Here is a 19,088-nt window from a genome sequence, read left to right as displayed (position 1 = left end):
GGCCATCAGAACCATCGACGCCCTGTGGCAGGCCATTGGCGATATCTGCAATCTCTTCTCTCCAACAGAATGCAGAAACTACTTCACTGCCGCAGGCTATGGACTCACATGAAAGTCCGCCGCTCTAGAGCGCCGCGCGTCCTTTTGGACGTGCAACGGCATCCCATGACTCCTCACGCATATTACTGCATATCCCAAAGCCACGGCGCAGCTTTGGGCCAACGACATTCTTGAAAAGAACACTGCCCATCTCAAAGGCCGCTCAGCGCCACCCGCCTTTAGATATCTGCTTCCGATTGTAGCACTGCACTACAATCCGATTTCCCTGCGCGACAGCCGCAGCGAATACCGCAACCCTTGGTCCGATATTTCCAGCCTGGGAGAGTGACCGACAAGCGGCGCTCCATCCACTCCGATTATCATGGAACCGAAGCCATGACGGACTACACTTGAGGTCCGCCGCCGCCCCGATTCCACCCACTCGAACACGATATCGCTGCCAGTATCTTCAGCTGCGAACGTCCAGCTTACGTCGATCCGGCCTTTTGAATCGCCAAGCGCCCCGTATTTCATGGAATTGGTGGCAAGCTCGTGAACGATCATTGCGAAACTCTCGGCGGCGCCTCCCGATATCGCCACGGACGGACCGCTGACCGATATGGCGCGTGTCCCCATATAAGGGTGCAACTCTTGCGCAACGAGATCGTTTATCGCCCCCGATACGCTGCCATTGCGGGAAAGAAGCAAATGGGTTGCCTCGAGCGCGCGTATCCGATCGATCAGCATTTCCTTGTATTTGGCGACGTTGTTTCCGGGAACATCGACCATCTTCACGAGCGCCGTGATCACCGCGAAAACATTGCCGAATCTATGACGCTGTTCGAGCATGATGCGCTCCCGCTTCTTTGCCGCGGCACGCAGCAGCGTGGTTTGTCGTCTCTCGCTCAGGTCGGCAGCCACTCCAAGCCGCTGTCCACCATCATCATGTCTTTCCTCCCTTCCGCGCAGCGCAACCCAGCGGATATGTCCGTCCGGTCGGCGGACACGTATCTCAACATCGTAATTCGTGACCGATGGTGCGGCCTTTCTCGATGCCGCCAGCTTTGGCCAGTCCGCCGGATGGACGACAGCTGACAGTTCCTCCAAACTGCGGCTATTGGCCTGGGCCAGGCCGAGAATGTCCCAGAACGTGTCCGAGCCCGTGACTGTCCCGTCTTTAAGGTCGATGCGCCACGTGCCCAAACGTCCAGCAGACAGAGCGAGGTCCAGCCATTCCTTCTGAGCCCGAAGCGCTTCGTGAACAGCGCGTCGTTCCGAAATATCGTCGACCACCACGAAGATGCTCTCCGAGAGTCCCCCCTTGGGCACGGACGAAGAAAGCGTTAGCCGAGCCCAGAATGCCATACCGTCCTTTCTTAACAGACGGACCTCGGAAACGAACGAAGAGATGTCATTGCCCAGCCTTGCCAACAATTGCGCCAAGGTATGCCGGTCGTTCGGATGGGCGAGCGTATCGAGCCGCAATTGGGCAAGCTCCTCCTCCTTGTATCCGGTCATCTCGCAAAGGCGTTTGTTGGACTGAAGCAACTCACCTTTCTCGTTGGTGTTCGCGAATCCCAGGGCAGCACGTTCGAAGGCCCAACGATAGCGGCTTTCTGTCGCTTCGACGGCAGCTAGCCTGGCCTCCGCGACTTCCAGCAACTCACGCAAGTCCTGCCGAAGGCGATGGAACGTCATGGCAATTACCCCGCCCGAAACCAGAAGCAGGATTGCGCGTGCCCAATCTCCATTTGAAATGTGATCGTGTCCTCGCGCCCACAGGCCGACAGTCACCATCAGAATGGTCGCAGCAAGCGCTGCCACGCGGTCTTCGAGATAGGCGATAATAATAATAGCCGGAATAAATTCCAGAAAACTGGCGCCTTGCCCAATATAGGCTGACGATTTGATTTCAAATATCAGTGTGGCAGCTAACACCGATGCAGAGGCAATATGAGTTAGCAATCTGCCCGACGGGTTCGAATTCGACCTGCGCGACTGCGAGCTCATGGACACAGACTACAACCTTCTGACTAGCCCGTCGAGACTAGAGCAAAAAACGTACAGCTTAGTACCACTGCCGGATTGCCATACCGCTATCATAGCGCGCATTTTATCGGACGCAGCGGGGCCTAAGAGCTGCCTTAGAACTGTCGGATCATATTAAGTTTTTCAAGGTGGCGATGAACATATTATCCGTCAGCGCATAGAAGACTAGAATCCAGCGACACATAGAAGACTACATGAATCCCGAATACTTATTTCGGGCGTGTGAAACTTTGGGTTAGGGGTAGAAAATGAATCTGATCGATAGACAGGTCAATGCTTCTTCGAGCAATCGGTACATTGCTACGAGGACCAGGTATGATTTTGAAGCGCGGAATACGCGGCCCTCTTCTGGTCACCTTGCCGATCGCGCATCGGATCTATTGGACGCAAGGTTCGGCGAACAAAAAGGCCGCAGTCTGGAATCCATAACCGGCGTGCTTGATCGCATTGGCTGTGGCTATCTCGTGCTGAATCGCGAGAGAAAGGTGGTCGAGTGGAACGCAGCCGCCCAAACCACGCTTGAGCGCCAGGGCGAAGCGGCCGACACGGCGAGCGGGCTTACGACCGCCCTAAGGCGGCTGATCGCAAATGTTCCGGGTCAATTCCTGCCGGGCTCACTATCCTGGGTGGTGATCCGCAGCAGAGGCGACCGTCCGGTGATTCTGAACGAGAACGGCGTTATCGCTCCCGACGGAACGAGCATTGTGGCGTTGCTGGATCGGGATAACAGATCTGGGCCAAATCCTCGCACGTTGCAAAGAATGTTTGGCCTGACGAGCGCAGAAACGCACCTCGCCTTGCGCCTGGCTCAGGGCGACGCTCCTTTGGAGATCGCTCGCAGCTGGCGCCTCAGCCGCACCACGATCCGTTCCCAGCTTGCCTCGCTGTTCGCCAAGACCGAAACAAAGCGCCAGGCGGAACTGGTGGCCCTTCTTGGCCGCATTTCGGTCCTGCCGTAGAGGCAGGCCACTGGATACCATCGCCGGACGTCGGCATCCGCCCGGGGATTCAGACGGCGCAAGTTGGAGTGTCATGACTTGGCAGGTCGTGCACCGCATGACGGAAGCCGCAATCCCGGACCGGCCATTCGGTACTGTCGAACGGACTCGAAAGGCGACAAGTTGGACAACGATCTAGGCAGCGAGTCTGCTCTTGCCGCAGCGGAGAAGGTGGAAATCGCTCGATCGCGTTCGGACCGCGCGGTGAAGAGACTGGCACGGACCGGACCGATCGTCGTCACCGGCGCGGCAGGCTTCATTGGTTTTCACGTCGCTTTGCGGCTTTTGCGTCTGGGTGTCGAAGTCATCGGCGTCGACAATTTCTCCCCCTACTACGATCCACGACTCAAGGAAGCGCGATTTGCGCGCCTCTGTACCGAGTCGGGCTTCACTCCGATGCGAATTGATCTGGCGGATGCGGCGCGTGTCCAGTTGCTGTTTTCAGAAGTTCGACCTTCAAACGTTGTGCATCTCGCGGCTCAGGCCGGCGTGCGACATTCACTAGTTGACCCGCATGCCTATCTGCAATCGAACATAATAGCCTTTCTCAACGTCCTTGAGGGCTGCCGGCACTTCGGCGTTAATCACCTCGTCTATGCCTCGTCGAGCTCCGTCTACGGCTCAAATCGAACCATACCGTTTTCCGAGCATCACGGCGCCGATCATCCTGTCAGTCTATACGCCGCAACCAAGCGTTCAAACGAATTCATGGCGCATTCATACAGTCACTTGTTCGGCTTACCTATGACTGGACTCCGCTTCTTCACTGTTTATGGCCCCTGGGGCAGGCCCGACATGGCGGTCTATATGTTCACGCGTGCGATTATCGAGGGGAATCCAATCGAAGTAGCCAATGCCGGCCGCGTGTGGCGAGACTTCACCTATATCGACGATATCGCTGAGGGCGTGGTTCGAGCACTTGCTGCACCGCCGCGGCCCGATCCGCATTGGGACCCCTTCACCGCCGATCCTGCTACAAGTTCCGCGCCGCATCGCGTCTACAACATCGGCAACGACTGGCCCGAGGAGATCAACCGGCTCATTTCGATCATCGAGACCGCCCTTGGCTGCCGGGCGCTTCGCGTGGATGTGCCGTTGCCGCCTGGCGACGTTTTAGAGACACGCGCCGACGTCAGCGACCTTCGCAAGGCCGTCGGCTTCGCCCCGACGACGCGGCTTGAGGACGGAGTGCAACGCTTTGTCGAATGGTACCGGGACTTTCATGGAAGGGATGCCGCGGCCAGCATACGGCAACAAACGTTGGTGCATGTAGAGGCCACCGTGTGATCCGCGCCTTGTCGGAGCGACGGATCCACGCGTCTGTTATCCTGTCTCGGCTGCTGGTCTGGTCAAAAGATCAAGCTGATGCCGCACAGCGTAACGACGAAATTTCCGGTCATCGATGCCCCGCGCGATCCTCGCGCAAATCAGCTTATCGCGGGCAGTTCCAATGAGCGATCTCAATTCAGAGACTGAACTTGTACTTGGCACGGAGCACAAAGAATTCGCCGCATCCGCGTTCTGCCGAACAATGTCATTCAGATGGATGATGGTGACGTTCAGGCCCCATCGTAAGCTCTATTCGACCGCATTTTTGCCTCCTCGGAATCGCGAGCTCATGTCCCAAAGCTACTTTCTGAGATCCAGGACGGTTCCTACGGTCGAGAAAATAATCACCCGTGTTCCTCCAAGCCCGATCGGCGGTATTCTTCGCGCGGCAGGAGGCGTTTCGGCCATGGCGATTGCCGGCCAGCTGACCCTGGTCGCCGCCATTCCCGTTTTGGCCCGGCTCTATTCCCCGGCAGATTTCGGGATCTTCACGATTTACCTGTCGATCGTAAACATCCTCGGTGCGATCGCAGCATTGCGTTTCGAGGCCTCGCTTTATGGGGTCAAGGACAGTGCGCAGGCATACGTGACCGTTAAGCTCATTCTCCTGGCTGTCTTGGTGACGAGTGTCCTGGCCTTTGGGGCAGGACTGCTGTGGGCGAGCATCGCTCCAGCGCGAGTTGGCCACCTCGCCTGGCTCGTTCCACTTGGGATGGGGGGTGCCGGCCTCGTCGAAGCAATGAACTGCTGGAGTCTGCGCGTAGGCCTGCTACGCGACTTCGCCCTCGGCCGCCTGATTTTGCCGGTGACCATGGCCCTGCTGCAACTAACTTTTGGGCTCGCCCATTTCGGAGGCGACGCGATGGTGCATGCTCATATCCTGAGCCAATTCATCTTCATCGGAATCCTCGGCTCCCGGATTCTGAGCAGGAAGGACATAGGCGGCATCGCCCGAGCGCCGTGGCGGACCGTCTTTGCAGTCGCCAGGCGAGAATACAAGTTTCCATTGTTCGACATTCCCTCGGCCCTAGCGAGTTTTGCCATCATCAATCTTCCCGCAATACTCGTTGGTTCGCTGTTCGGCGCCGCTTTTGCCGGCTACCTGGGAGTTGCGTCACGGCTGGTGACTGCACCCGTCACGCTGATCGCCAACCCGCTTAGCAATGTTTTTGTATCTGAGGCGAACAAAACCAGCAGTCGCGCCCATTTGCTCGGCACCGCGCACGGCCTCTTGATGCTTTCAGCCGGCCTCACCGCATTGCCAATATTAGCGCTTGGCCTGGCCGCGCCATTTATCGTCGTTCCCCTCTTGGGCGCGCCCTGGGTTCCCGCCGCAGACATTATGACCGCGTTGGCGTTCATGGGTGCCACGCAGGCGTTGTCGACACCGCTTCAAGATGTCCCGGCTCTTCTGCGGCGGCAAGAGGTACGACTTCTCGTCGACGGCGCGCGGACGGCGCTTGTATTTGGCCCGCTACTCGCCGGTGCTGAGGCAGGTTGGGAACCACTCAAAGTCATTTATCTGATGGCGGCCGGCGGCGCCGTCGGGTTTGCACTGAAAACGGCGGCCTCTCTGTATCTTCTCCGCCACTACGTCGAACCATCGGGAGCCGCCATACCAAAGCAGAGTCATCATCTCGAGGGAAAAACACCATGAAGCACTCGCAGCTTGATCAGCTTCCAACGACCGATGTGGTTGACCAACATCATCGCGCTGATGCTTCGCGACTGCGCCCTTTCATTTCAGTTGCTATCCCGACCTTTCGCCGACCGGACACGATCCGCCGGGCGATGGATAGCATTCTGAGTCAAGATTTCGCCAGTTGGGAGCTGGTCGTCAGCGACGACGAGGGCCGAGAGGGAGCGACCTGGGCAATCGTGGCCGAGTATGCACGGACCGAGCCTCGCATCCGAATTGTCGAGAACGGTCGGGGCCGGGGTCAGGTCGAGAATACCAACAACGCCATGCTCGCTTGCGTCGGAAAATGGATCAAGCTGCTCCATGACGATGACTGGCTCGCCCCAGGCGCACTCAAGACCTTTGCCGAGGTTTCCACCAAGCATCCCTCGGCTGCATTCATGACCTGTGCCGCGAATATAATTGAAGACGATCGGATGAAATTCCGATTGCCACCGCAAGGGCGACAACGGATCTCCGTCTACTCGAGCCAGCAATGCCTAACGGACCTCTATCTGGTCCGTACGACGCGGAGCCTCGGGATCATCCCGTCGACGCTGTTGATCAACCGCGACGTCATTCACGCGGGTTGCCTGATGCGCGCGCACAATTCTATCCCGGCCGGAGTCGACCAGCTGTTCTTTGTTGACCTGGCATGCCACGGAGACATGGTCGCGATAAATGACGGCTTGATTTTCTACGACGCGACCAATCACCCGAGCATCACTACAACTAAGAATTTTGACGAAGTTGATCAAGTAACTCTTGCTGTCAAAGAGCTTAACTGGAATCTAATTCAGGATCGTAAACACCTCCCTCGCCCCGAGACTTTGTTACGGGCGCTGCGGGTTGCTCGTATTCCCAGCAGATTCCACCAGCAGTCATGGCGAGCGACGATCCAAGATGCCATGCAAATTCTTCGCCCATCAGTCATGAAAATTGCGAGCCAGCACATTCTTACTTACGCGTTCGCCATCCGCCCGAGACTGGGCCGGTTGCGTAGCCAGAGGCGAATTTAGCGTGGCGGCATCATTGAGGCCTGCGTTGGCCGGCTGGCACGCATTCTACACCGTCGAAGGCGGCTTTCCTTCGTCCAGGCTTCAGGGATAGCGAGATGACCATTTGTCCGGCGTGTGGCAGTGTATCAACCGCAAAATTGTTCGAAGTGACAGCAGACGAGGCCTCTCGACATTTCATCAATCCGCGTCAGGACCCCGATCGCTCCCGAAAGTTAACAAGCCACCTGTCGGATCTCTGGGGCCGTAACACTTGCGACATTCGCAAATGCGCAGATTGTGGATTCGGTTTCGCAGATCCGTTCGTCGCCGGCGGCTTTGAGTTTTATAACTTAGCCTGGGCGTACCCTTCTTATCCAACTATGAAATGGGAATATGCAAGAACAATCGAAGAGCTCGCGGGCCTGAATACTGGCGGAAAGACTGCTCTCGAAGTGGGATCGGGGTTTGGGTATTTTCTCGACCGCATCAAGAATAAATTCTTCCATACTTCGGATATTTCTGCCGTCGACTACAACGAAACGGCGCGATCAGTACTGGCGTCAAAAGGCTTCAAGACATTTGCAAATGACTTTCGAGATGGCAGCTTCAATCCCATGAAAGAGGCGTTCGATTTTATTTTCATGTTTCAGGTCTTCGAGCATATGGACCAAGTGGATGAGGTTTTTGCTCGCTTAAAATATCTTCTGAAGGCGCAAGGATCTGTTTTCATTGCCGTGCCAAATGAAAACAGAACGTACTATATGGAGTCTCACGGTTCGCTCGTAGACATGCCACCAAACCACATTGGCCGATGGACGAAAGGAGCCTTCGATGCCATATGTCGGCGGCACGGCTTGCAATTGAGCAAATGCGAGCGCGAGCCGTTCAATCTCGCCAAATTCCTGAAGCAAGACATCGTCCACAGCTTTTTGCGAAAGGGCCAAAAACCAGGTAGTGTGAGTGAGTTCGTTCGGGCCCTGCCGCGAAGCAAAGCGCAACGAATGGCGCAAGGTTTGACCGCCCTTGCGATTTCACCGTCACGCTTGCCGGCATGGGCATACGCCATCAGGAACGCATCTACGATGGGCGGGAGCGCACTCTGGGCGAAAATCGACAAAGTCTCGTCACCTGCGCCACAGATTCATCGCCAAGCCAAGCAGTAATGAGCGGTGCGCCACGCCGCTTGCAGCGGGAAGGTGATTTTGACACCACCAGGCTGCTGGACCTGCCAAGCAGACGAAGGATGGCATCAGGGGCGTCGCCTCAGGCGTGGCTCCCGAAATTCATGAATGCCCGTCCGGCGGCTCCTGGCCAGTAGGTTCCGTTATGACACCTCGGCCCCACCCTCCGGACGGATCTCTCCGCGGCAACCTCGGCTACGGGCGAATGGCCCGCGCCGGCAGCCGATCGGCGCGGCGCCTAAAACGGTGATTTTCAACGGGCGGTGGTGGGAAGTAGGCAACAGTAAAAGCCGAGCTCGTCATGCTCCCTCCAGCAAGAGATCAGCGCTGTCCCCGAACCGGTAACCCGCGTGCTTCCTGAGATTAACCTTCGTGAGAACGCTTGCGACGGGAACCGAAGCTGGCGTATCGCCCGCAAGCAAGTCTAGAACGCCTCGCGCGATGCTGCGTCGCGTTTTCGCCCAGCGAATGGCGAAAAGAACCACGTCACCCCAGCCTGTCAGGAGTCTGGCCTCTGGTCCCTCAAGCCCCAGCGGCCCATTTATGATGACCACCCGATAGACCGAGTGCAGTTCATCTTTGAAAGGGGAGCCATCGACACTGGACAGTAAGGGCAGCAGATCCTCCGACGGTGCGAGCGCCATGAAATCGATTCCGATTGCCGACATTCCAGCTATCGCATCGCGCAGCGCACAACGGTCATTGATATAGTCTCCGAAAAAATTGTGCGGCTTACGTGCGCTGAATTCCTTCACAAACTCGCCTGTAAGGCGGCGGTCCGTGCGGTCCAGATCAATAAAGAGTACTCGCCCTCCAAGTCTTGTGGCCGCCAAGGCCATGCTCCATGCGAGCTCGGTCTTGCCATCATCCTCACTGCAGGATGTTATCAAGATTATGTTCGAGCAATCCCTCGCCCGCTGGGGCGCTGCAGCGACAAGCAGGGCCGTCACGGCGCGGCTGTATCTGGACTCCTGCTGACCTGAAACCAGCTGCTGCAGTCGCCTCGCGTGCGTTGTGGCAGCCTGGGGTATTAGCCCGAGGCACGGAACTTTGAGCGCGGTTTCAGCTTCGGCCTCTCCGTGCAAGGTGCTATCGAAGCGTTGGCGGACAAGTATGAAGATCCCCCCAATCAGGCCAAACACAACCATGCCGGGCGGAATAAGAAATATTGGCGAAAGAGTCGTTGGATTGGTAGGAGGCCACGCCGCTGAGAGAAGTCTGACTCCGGGGGATGGACTTGCAATACGCCGCATCAAGTCTTGTTGCCGGGTCAAAAGGTCGTTGTAGCGCTGCGTCAGGATACTGACCTGGGGCTCGAGAGCGCGCAATCCGGAAAGCCGGCCGGCTGTATCGGCCACAACCGCATCCAGGACGTCCTTACGCTTTTGCAGCACCGCTATTTGGGAGCGATAGATGTTCGTCTCGGCAGCGACGCGGGCGATTTCTTGTTCGATCTCACGATCGATCGCATTTGTGACATCCTCATCTGTTGTGCCGTTGGCCTGGCGTGCCAAGAGATCGGCCAGCACGGGCGATCCGATGGTTTCGGCTACCGCGGCAACCGACGCGCCCCCCTTTCGCAAGTCCTGAATGTGTTGGAGTCGAGATTCCGATGCGGAGAGATCCGCTTTCGACAAGGAGATTTGCTGGGTGAGTTCGACTATCTCCTTGGCGGCATTATCCGCTGCACCTTGGTCGATCGCGCCATGGCTCAGCCGATACCTCTCAAGACGATCAGTCGCTTCTGCGAGACTGTTCTGTGTAGCTGGAAGTCCGGCAACTATTGATTCAAGTTCCAGTCTGTCCGATGCTTGGCTTTTCCTTGCCAGATCGCCAATATACACCTGCACGAACGTATTGGCGATCAAAGCAGCTCGGGCCGGATCGTGATCGGTGAAGCCGACACTGATGACCCTCGATCGCAACTCCTGGCCGATCCTTATACCCTTACGCAGTATCTTGAGTTCAGCCGCATCTGGCTCCGCCGGAGTGCTGCGCGGCCAAATTTCGGCCAGCAGATCGGCTGTACCCGAGCGCAACTTCGGCGGCTCAACGCCCGCAGGGTCAGCAGCAGAATTTTCGGTAACAGCATCAACCTTTCTAGTATTGTTGAGAGCGTCCGTTTTGCGCAGCGCTGCCACCACGCTTCGCAGATGGCCTTGCGACGAGAGCATGGTGATGTGGTCGTCAATGCTGGAATCCAGCACATCTTGAGTAGAGACCGAGCCGCCGGCAGGGGCCGCTCTACTAGGTGCGTCGACGATTACCTGTGCGGTGGCTTCATACAGGGCAGGCCGTGCAAGCCCCGCAAGCGCGGCTAATACACCGCCGGTGATGACCATGGCCAGCAGGAACCATTTTTTTCTTGAGAGGGTAATGAGGAGCTGATGGAATGGGGTTTGCGTGTCCATCTGTTCGCGTAAGGGCCGTTTCATGCGCGGAGCGATTTCGCGCGCAGGCACGTGCATTTCGTTAACGTGCGGAAGGTGGATGCGGCTAACTATGGACCCTTCCATCTTAATCTCCTGTAAGTTCGGGCACGCGAGAACCCGTTGCTGTGGCCGATGGCCGCCTTGCCTCGTTGTGCCAGGCCTGGAACATCAACGCGGGCCACAATTCACGAGAATGGTCGTGCCTGCCGTCAACGTGATCGCGCCAGCACGCATCCACCTCTGCAAGGTCGAAAATCCCGTCTCCGGACAAACGCATATCGGCGACAAGGTCGTTTGCCCAACTCAGCAGCGGGCCTCTCAGCCAGACGGCTATAGGAACATCAAAACCTTGCTTCGGCCGCTCGATCAGCCGCTGCGGAACGTATCGGCGCAACAACTGACGAAGGATCCACTTGCCTTTGCCATTACGAACTTTCGTATTCGTCGGCAGGCGCCAGGCAAATTCGACAACCCGATGATCGAGCAGCGGGCATCGCCCCTCGAGGCTGTTGGCCATGCTGGCGCGGTCCAGCTTCACCAATATATCGCCGGGGAGGTATCCAGCCATATCGTCATACAACAGACGGGACAGCAGCCCATCAAGCCGGTGCTCGACGTGAATTGATGAGGGTGGCTGGTGGAGGCTCAGGTTCTCGTTCGATGATCCCGTAAGTCGCCGATACAACTCGTCCTCGTTGGCTGCAGCAAGCAGCTGAGCTAGGCGATTCAGCCGATCCCCCCGAAGCGCATGCCGTGCACCCTCCGAAAGCGGCAGCTTGCCGACGAGATCGTGGCGGGCTGCACGGGCCAATAACCCAGTGCCTGCCGCGAGCGCCCGACGCAGTGCTGACGGCAGAATATGCTGTCGTCGCAGGCGGGCCGCCATGAAGTGGCGTGCGTAGCCGGCGAAGCATTCATCGCCACCGTCGCCCGACAGAGCCACCGTAACGTGCCGGCGGGCGAGCCGCGCCACCAGCAGAGTTGGTATCTGCGATTCGTCAGCGAATGGCTCGTCCCAGATCTGCGGCAGTTCTGGAATGACGTCGCGCGCTACGGCAGCCGAAAGGTGGAGTTCGGTATGGTCGGTCCCCAGATGGCGCGCGACTTCCGCAGCGTGGGGAGCCTCATCGAACCCGCCCTCTCCGAAAGCGATCGTGAACGTGCGCACAGGCTTTTCCGATTGAGCCTGCATAAGGGCCACAACCGTCGAGCTATCTATTCCGCCCGACAGGAAGGCCCCGAGCGGGACGTCAGCGATCATGCGCTCCCGAACGGCAAGTCGAAGCAGGCCGTCCAGTTCATTGGTGAGTTCCTCGTCGCTGCCGGCGACCTGTTCCGCCCGCCCTTCCGTGGCGGCTTCGGCCAGCGACCACCAGCGTCGAATGCGATGCGACAGAGAGGCGACACTGCGTTCCCCGGAGAACTCAGCGGCCGTTACCGACAGGACCGAACCCGGCGGCAGCTTGAACACGCCTCGCCAAATGCAGCTGTCATCCGGTACCCATCCCTTCGAAAGCATTGCCGCGGCCGCATCGATATCGAGCTCCTGGCAAAACCCTGGAAAACGGTTGATCGCCTTCAACTCGGAAGCAAAAACAAGTGCATCGCGTGTTGAGGCGATATAAAGCGGCTTTTTACCCATTCGGTCGCGGGCGAGATGGAGCGTCCTTGTCCTAAGGTCCCACAATCCTAAAGCGAACATGCCGGCGAAACGGGTGAGTGCTTTTTCGAGGCCCCAACTCTCAATTGCGGCGAGCATGACTTCGGTATCGCTGGCGCTCCGAAAATGATGGCCTGTACTCTCCAGCTCACGGCGCAAATCACGGAAATTGTATATTTCGCCGTTGAATGTAATGACATATCGGCCGCTTTCAGAATGCATCGGCTGACGGCCAGCCTCCGACAGGTCAACTATGGCCAGCCGCCTGTGACCGAAGGCGACCCCCGATTCACAGTTTACCCAGAATGCCTCGCCATCCGGCCCGCGGTGACGAAGTGCGGCCGTCATCTGCTCTATTGCCCTGAGCGGCCTCGTGTCGGCTGAATCGGAGGCAAGAAGAATTCCGGCAATACCACACATACCATTACCCCGGATTGTTGGAGATTGCAGAAACTGCTTTCGGCGTACCGGCGACAAGGCAGATGGTTAGCGCAAACCATACGATCGGGTGGCGGATGATCAGGTGCGGCATCCCGAAGATGATAATTGACACCACGAGCGCTAACAGCGCGTCGAGCTTCGCACGCCACACCGATATGATGGCGGCGCCGACTATCCAGACCAGCGCCAGAACTGCAATGAGACCACCTTGAGTGTACAGGTCGAGGATCGTGTTGTGAGCCTCGAAGGGCCGTTCCAGAAATTGCGAGTCGAACACTGATGGGCGCTCGAGATGCGGACCTGGACCAAGGCCCAGCGACCCGGATTCGGCGCCCTTCTCCAACGCTTCGTTCCAGAGATGCACGCGGAGTGCGGCGGTTTCGGCAGTGGCCTCGCCGCCTTTGTCCTTGGTCAGGCCCTTGGCGAAATTTTCGAGGACGCTCGCCTCAGTTACGGCGTAAGGGGTTGTCGCGATCGCCAACGGAAGGATACCGACAAGCAACAGGAGGACGGCTTGCCGTGAAAAGCTGACCCTGTTGCCACCGGTCTTGAGCCATGTCCTGATCCGCAGCCCGAGGAACGTCAGGCAGGTCAGGATGCTGGTGTACAAATAGGTATCGCTCTTTGTCAGCCTCCCGACATAGAAGGTCAGGAACAAGCTGGCAATCCCAAGAAACCTGCCCCATCGATTGCTGGTGGTGGTCGCAAGATGCAAGGCTAGCGGGCCAAAGATTGCGCAGTAGAGCGCGAGCTGGTTTGGATTATGCGACCAGCCACGAAAGCGGTCCCAATACCAGGGATCGACGCCTGCTTGGGGGATCCAGCCCCAGCCCTGTCCCAGCTGAACGGCAAGCGCGATATTCGCGATGCCCACAACCCACCAGCCAGTACGACGCAGCCGGCGATCAGCGTCGGGTTCTGCAGCGGCAAGGCAGGTGATGCTGACCAACAGCAGGTAGGCCATCGTATCGTGCATCAGGCCCGTCAGATATAGAATTGTGGTCAGATAGCCGACGACGGTGCCGATCCCGAGAGCAAGCGCCATGATCGTCCAGAAGCTCACAAGGCGTGCCAGCGCCGGCCTTGTCTCCAGGTGGCCCCCGGCGAGTACGCGCCCAATCGACAGCATGATCCAAAGTACGATGAACAGTTCGCCAACCCCTAAGGGCGACCCTGGAATGTCGAGTTGCACCGCATAGGTCGTAGCGAGGCCGCAGGCCAGGATCGCGTCCCGGATCATCGGCGCCAGTCCAATCTGCTTCTCGCAGCACCCTCTCCAAACAAGATCGGAGACGCCGGTCGGGCGAGATCGCTGTGGGGTTTGGCGCCAAGGATATTTTTGTACAGATCGCAATATTGGGCCACCACCCGCGGCAGCGCGAACTGCTCCCGGACAAGTTCGACGGAACGACCGCCCATGACCTTTCCGCGACTGCGGTCGGAAAGGATGTCAACTATTCGAGATGCAAGACCATCGGCGTCGTGCGGTTGGACAAGATAGCCGTTCCATCCATCCTCGACCACTTCATTGCAGCCGGGCATGTTCGAGGCAACGATGGGCAAACCCGCCAGCCCTGCCTCGAGCAGGACGCGCGGGATTCCTTCTCGATATTGTGTGGGGAAGGCGAACACGTCGGCCATGTCAAGAAGGGCTGGAACATCGCGTCGTGGGCCAAGCGCGATAACATGAGGAGCGTGTCGATCGATTTCCGACTTGTCGACTGCAAATGGACCTTCGGACTCCCAAGGGCCGACAAGCACGAAACGAGCATTAGGTCTTTTGGAAAGGACGCGGGGCACTGCTTGAAGCAGTATCGGGATGCCCTTCTGGCGGGTCAGCCGGCCCACAAAAATCACGATCTCCGCTGACTGGAGCCCGAGTTCCTTGCGCATTTTCGTTGCCGGCGGAGCAAGATGCCTCGCCATGGCGAACGCATCGACGTCGATGCCAGAACTGCGGATCACTCTTCCGCTGCCGGGTTCAATTAATCGAAAGCGCTTGAAGAAGGCCTCATCGTCCCGGTTCTGAAACACCGTCGCTGCCGTCCAGAAGGAAGCAAGCCACTGCAGTCCGCAAAAGATTGGACGCAGGGCCAGAGCCCGCGGTTCGAGCGAGGAGAATGTCCAGCCCAGGCCGTTGATCGTGCGTACGACCGGGACTGTTCCGCGCAGCGAAAGGGGTGCGAGCAGGTTAGGCTTGGTGTCGAAACTTTGGACAATGTCAGGCCGGAGTTCCGCAACCAGTTTCCGGATCGCTCTTATGGCGGTCCACTCGCCACCGCCGCTGGCAAATCGGTCGAAACCGTAGCGGCGATGCGGAATGCCATGCCGCAAAAACGCAGCCTCATCGCCGGTCGAAACCGCAGTGACCCGGAAGCCGCTTTCGCGCAGCGACATTAGGAACGGAATTCTGAGGGCGTGATCTTCGCCTCCCACACAAACGAGATGCGGATTCATCCCGAAGCTCCCGTCCGTGCGCCGTGTTTCGGTCGCATGAAGTAACTACCTTTCGCATCTGCTTTCATGGTTTTGCTTCGTTACTTCTGTGCGCGTGAAAGGGTACGGTAGGAGGAGGCTTGCCTACTGTCCTCGTCTGTTTGAATGAGGTAAACCGCATTGGGATCACGGCCTTACGCACAGCGCGAAGCACCTCGACGGCATCTTGTGGATACGCCGATGAATTGTGCCTCGAACTCTGGCGAGTTCTGCCAAGCCGGACTCGTTACTGATAAGCCAACCGAAGAAAGCCCTTCCGACAGTCGTGCGCTGTACGGCTGCTCTACGCTGGGATTCCTAAGCTCCCTGTCCGGTCCGCGTGTTACCAGGCATGATGATCAGCCCTCTCACCCACAATCCCTGACGCGGCTTGCCTCCTTGCGACCAGCGGGCAAGCCGATTCGACCCCTCCGATGTCGAAAACCTGATCTGCCGACCGATATCCCGCGACGAGCGGGCAGACGCTTACGAATTGTCCACAACTAATTGGTTGCGGCAATGAGACTACGAAGGGCCTTGTCCCTTAGATTAAATGTTCTTCTGATCTGTAAATTTGCAGGTTAACAGCTAAATTAACAATTCAATACCGCAACATGCATGCTAAATTTTTAGACAATTAATCTTCGATTTTCAATTAAATTGGATTTATCTGCATAGCTGTGCGAGCTTAACGTGGTTGTATACTTGATATTTATTTAATACATCTATTGGGATTTCTCCCTCTGTGCAGCATTCCTACTGGCGATCAACCATTCTATCAGAGGCTGCAGGTATGTGATTTGGCGCTAATATACACCCTCTAGTAGGCAATCCCCGGGCGCTATCGAATGAGACAAAGGAATATTGGATGGCAACTCTGCACTACGCCTCGGGTGGCTCCGCCACCGAAATCGCAACCGCCGGGTTCAATCTGGCCGACGTTCAATATGTTAGCCAGGTCAACGCATTGCCGGATGGCATGAAGGGCCTGGTGTATCTGAATGAGCACGAGGGCGTAACCTCATCCTTCATCGAGAAAATGACCCCCTTCCTCGGCAATCCGAACGTGTTCGGATTCTATCTTGTTGACGAGCCCGATCCCACCGGCAGGTGGGGCACCTACGCAACCGCTGAGAACCTGAAGGCGGAATCCGACTGGATCCATGAGCATTTTCCGGGCGCCAAGACCTTCATCACCATGATGAATATGGGATCCCCGACCAATCCGGATTTTACGAACACCTACAATCCGGCCAACACGCATATCGACTATTTCGGAATAGACCCCTATCCGGTGCGCACGGGAACGGACACGGTCGACTACGACATGATCGATCGAGCCGTGGCTGCAGCGGTGAAATCGGGCATCCCGGTTAGCAACATCGTTCCGGTCTACCAGGCCTTTGGCGGCGGTAACTGGGAGACTTCCGATGGCGGAAGACATGTCATGCCCACCCCCGAACAGATGCAAATCATGATCGATCATTGGGCCGCACTGGTGCCGACGCCCGGCTTCGACTACACCTATAAATGGGGAACGCAGAACGGCGACACCGCGCTTGAAAGCTCCTCCGAACTGCAGGCCTTTTTCCGGGAGCACAACCTCGCTACCACCGGAACCACCCCGCCTCCCGTCGACACAAGCGACACCTTATATGGCACCAGTGGCGACGATGTATTCCACGGAGCCGGCGGCCACACGATGATCGGCTATGGCGGCAATGATACCTATTATGTCGACGATGTCCGCGATAAGGAGATTGAGGCTGCGGGCGGCGGTACCGATAAAGCATTCGCCTCCGTAAGTCATGCGCTTGCGGCCGGATCGGAGATCGAACTTCTCGCCACCAACAGCCCGTCCAGCACCACGGCGATCAACCTGACCGGCAATGCGTTCGCCCAGACTATCCAGGGCAATGCCGGCGCCAATGTCATCAACGGCGGGGGTGGGGCCGATACCATGACCGGCTATGGCGGCAACGACACGTACTATGTAGACAATGCCGGCGACAGGGTGTTCGAGGCGGTGGGCGGTGGTATCGACAAGGTGCTCGCCTCAGCAAGCTTTGCGCTTGTGCACTCGGCAGCCTCGCAGGTCGAACTTCTTGCTACCACGAATCCCTCCGGCACGGCAGCAATCAATCTCGTTGGCAACGAGTTCGCCCAGACGATCCAAGGCAATGCCGGTGCTAATTACATCAACGGTATGGGTGGCGCCGACACGCTGACAGGCTATGGCGGCAATGACACTTACGTCGTCGACAATGCTGGCGACAGGGTGATTGAAGCGGCCGGCGGCGGCGGCGACAGGGTATTTTCCACGGTGAGTTATGCTCTTTCGGCCGGCTCCCAAGTTGAGCTTCTTGCCACCACAAATCCTTCCGGCACGGGAGCAATCAATCTCACTGGCAACGAGTTTAACCAAGCCATCCAGGGCAACGCCGGCGCGAACATCATCAACGGCGCACGAGGTGCCGACATCTTGACCGGTAACGGAGGCAATGATGCCTTCGTGTTCAACAGCGCTCTTGGAGCCGGTAATATCGACAGGATCACCGACTTCAACAAGCTCCAGGACAAGATCCAGCTCGACGACGCGGTTTTTGCCGGGCTTAAGCTGGGAGGCCTTTCATCCGATGCTTTCTTTGCGGGTGCGGCCGCACATGATAGCTCCGATCATATCATCTACAACAACTCAACCGGAGCACTCTCTTTCGACAGCGACGGGATCGGTGGCGCAGCTCAAATACAGTTCGCCACGCTCTCTCCAGGTCTGTCGCTTGCAGCAGGTTCGTTTCTTGTGATCTGAACGACCCGGAACGGCGGACCTTCTGCTCGAGCCGGTCCGCCGCTCCGTCTTTGTTCAAGCACCGGATTTTTCCAAAGCGGGTGCCCAACCTTCGTCACCAGCGGGTTCGCTAGCAGGGTATCATTGAAGGGTGGCTTGAATCTGCCCGCCACCGAGTTTACTCGGCGCGGTTCGCGGCCGCTTCCGTGTCTTAAACGGACTTAGTGCATCTCAGTGAAAGAGAAGCTCATCGCACCGTGCATGACGACGAAGCAAAACGGCTTCGCGAGTAATCCGGTGTGCACTTTCTCGTCTCTTTACTCTTATTCGATTCTTGTCGGCAACGCACGGTCAGATCCCATCTGAGCCCGGTATCGAGTATCAGATCCCTGGGCCGCTATCAGATCCGCTGCGCAATAGCGGCCATGGCTTCACAAACCGCCCCTTCGCAGATCACGATCGATAAATCGGGACTGCCAATTACTTGAGCGCGAGAGCAGGAACCAGGCACCGCGAACCCGGCAGTCATTCCGCAGTTGTCGCTCGCTTGTAACGTGGGCCGAACCGCTTTGATGTCGCTTAAGTCTTCCTCATGGGCGAGTGCGGCAGGCGCTCCAACTGGGAACCGCCCCTATTCTCACCTTGAGCGGCTTCCTACATTGACTTGATCTCGATCACGGAGATCTGCCGCCCGCTGAGCGCGCAGATGCCTACGAATTGTCCACAACTAATTGCTTGCGGCAGTGAGACCGCCGAGCGGCTTGGCTCTTGTGGCTAACGTCTGTCTGATTTTCATCTCGTAAGGTAAATTGATAAATCAAAAACAAACAAGAATGTAATTTGCCGTAATTTAAACGTCCTAAGTTGCGAAGCTACAGCTATTTCAAAATAAAGTCGCGATTCAGCCGGGATTGTGACTTAAGAAAAGCGATAAGTTTCTTGTGTACAACCCGTTTTTATGAAAATAAGCCACAATGCATGCAGCATTCCTACAAACGCTCAATGATTTTATCAACGGGT

At 57.3% G+C, this 19,088-nt stretch carries 11 protein-coding genes and 1 pseudogene; 7 read left to right on the top strand and 5 right to left on the bottom strand.

The genetic code is table 11. The features are described 5' to 3' along the window. Positions 1-112, top strand: a pseudogene (locus tag NKJ35_RS15970) (IS630 family transposase); the annotation flags it as partial. 197 nt (positions 113-309) lie between these two features. Here NKJ35_RS15970 and NKJ35_RS15965 read toward each other — a convergent pair. Beyond that, positions 310-2,049: a PAS domain S-box protein gene (locus NKJ35_RS15965; RefSeq protein WP_352648324.1), complete on the bottom strand. Its 1,740-nt coding sequence runs from the start codon at positions 2,047-2,049 to the stop codon at positions 310-312. Positions 2,050-2,336: 287 nt separating this feature from the next. Between NKJ35_RS15965 and NKJ35_RS15960 the strand changes: the two genes are divergently transcribed. The 5 genes from NKJ35_RS15960 to NKJ35_RS15940 all read left to right on the top strand — a co-directional run bounded on the left by NKJ35_RS15960 (position 2,337) and on the right by NKJ35_RS15940 (position 8,254). Beyond that, positions 2,337-3,047, top strand: coding sequence for a helix-turn-helix transcriptional regulator (locus NKJ35_RS15960; RefSeq protein WP_352507238.1), 711 nt, complete (start codon positions 2,337-2,339; stop codon positions 3,045-3,047). A 243-nt stretch (positions 3,048-3,290) separates the two neighbouring features. Further along, complete coding sequence (locus NKJ35_RS15955) at positions 3,291-4,373, top strand: NAD-dependent epimerase/dehydratase family protein (protein ID WP_352648346.1); 1,083 nt, start codon at positions 3,291-3,293, stop codon at positions 4,371-4,373. A 163-nt stretch (positions 4,374-4,536) separates the two neighbouring features. After that, on the top strand, positions 4,537-6,072 hold the full coding sequence (locus NKJ35_RS15950) for a lipopolysaccharide biosynthesis protein (RefSeq protein WP_352648321.1): 1,536 nt from the start codon (positions 4,537-4,539) through the stop codon (positions 6,070-6,072). Continuing rightward, positions 6,069-7,112: a glycosyltransferase family 2 protein gene (locus NKJ35_RS15945; protein WP_352480470.1), complete on the top strand. Its 1,044-nt coding sequence runs from the start codon at positions 6,069-6,071 to the stop codon at positions 7,110-7,112. Before NKJ35_RS15950 ends, NKJ35_RS15945 begins: the two co-directional genes overlap by 4 nt. A 95-nt stretch (positions 7,113-7,207) precedes the next feature. Further along, entirely contained in the window at positions 7,208-8,254 is a 1,047-nt protein-coding gene (locus NKJ35_RS15940; RefSeq protein WP_352648319.1) for a class I SAM-dependent methyltransferase, read from the top strand. A 317-nt stretch (positions 8,255-8,571) separates the two neighbouring features. On the opposite strand, the gene NKJ35_RS15935 is transcribed toward NKJ35_RS15940, so the two are convergent. The 4 genes from NKJ35_RS15935 to NKJ35_RS15920 are packed head-to-tail and all read right to left on the bottom strand — an operon-like array spanning position 8,572 to position 15,262. Beyond that, a complete protein-coding gene (locus tag NKJ35_RS15935) occupies positions 8,572-10,788 on the bottom strand; it encodes a GumC family protein (protein ID WP_352648317.1) in 2,217 nt (738 codons plus the stop codon). A gap of 1 nt (position 10,789) precedes the next feature. Further along, entirely contained in the window at positions 10,790-12,784 is a 1,995-nt protein-coding gene (gene asnB / locus NKJ35_RS15930; protein ID WP_352648314.1) for an asparagine synthase (glutamine-hydrolyzing), read from the bottom strand. A gap of 4 nt (positions 12,785-12,788) precedes the next feature. Next, on the bottom strand, positions 12,789-14,045 hold the full coding sequence (locus tag NKJ35_RS15925; RefSeq protein ID WP_352648311.1) for an O-antigen ligase family protein: 1,257 nt from the start codon (positions 14,043-14,045) through the stop codon (positions 12,789-12,791). Next, on the bottom strand, positions 14,042-15,262 hold the full coding sequence (locus tag NKJ35_RS15920) for a glycosyltransferase family 4 protein (RefSeq protein WP_352648309.1): 1,221 nt from the start codon (positions 15,260-15,262) through the stop codon (positions 14,042-14,044). Before NKJ35_RS15920 ends, NKJ35_RS15925 begins: the two co-directional genes overlap by 4 nt. Positions 15,263-16,148: 886 nt before the next feature. Between NKJ35_RS15920 and NKJ35_RS15915 the strand changes: the two genes are divergently transcribed. Then, a complete protein-coding gene (locus NKJ35_RS15915; RefSeq protein WP_352648307.1) occupies positions 16,149-18,089 on the top strand; it encodes a calcium-binding protein in 1,941 nt (646 codons plus the stop codon). Positions 18,090-19,088 lie beyond the last annotated feature (999 nt).

Source organism: Mesorhizobium sp. M0136, assembly GCF_040322515.1.
Taxonomy (GTDB): domain Bacteria; phylum Pseudomonadota; class Alphaproteobacteria; order Rhizobiales; family Rhizobiaceae; genus Mesorhizobium.
The sequence above is the reverse complement of the archived record's forward strand: the minus strand, read 5'-3'. Positions and strand labels throughout refer to the sequence as shown.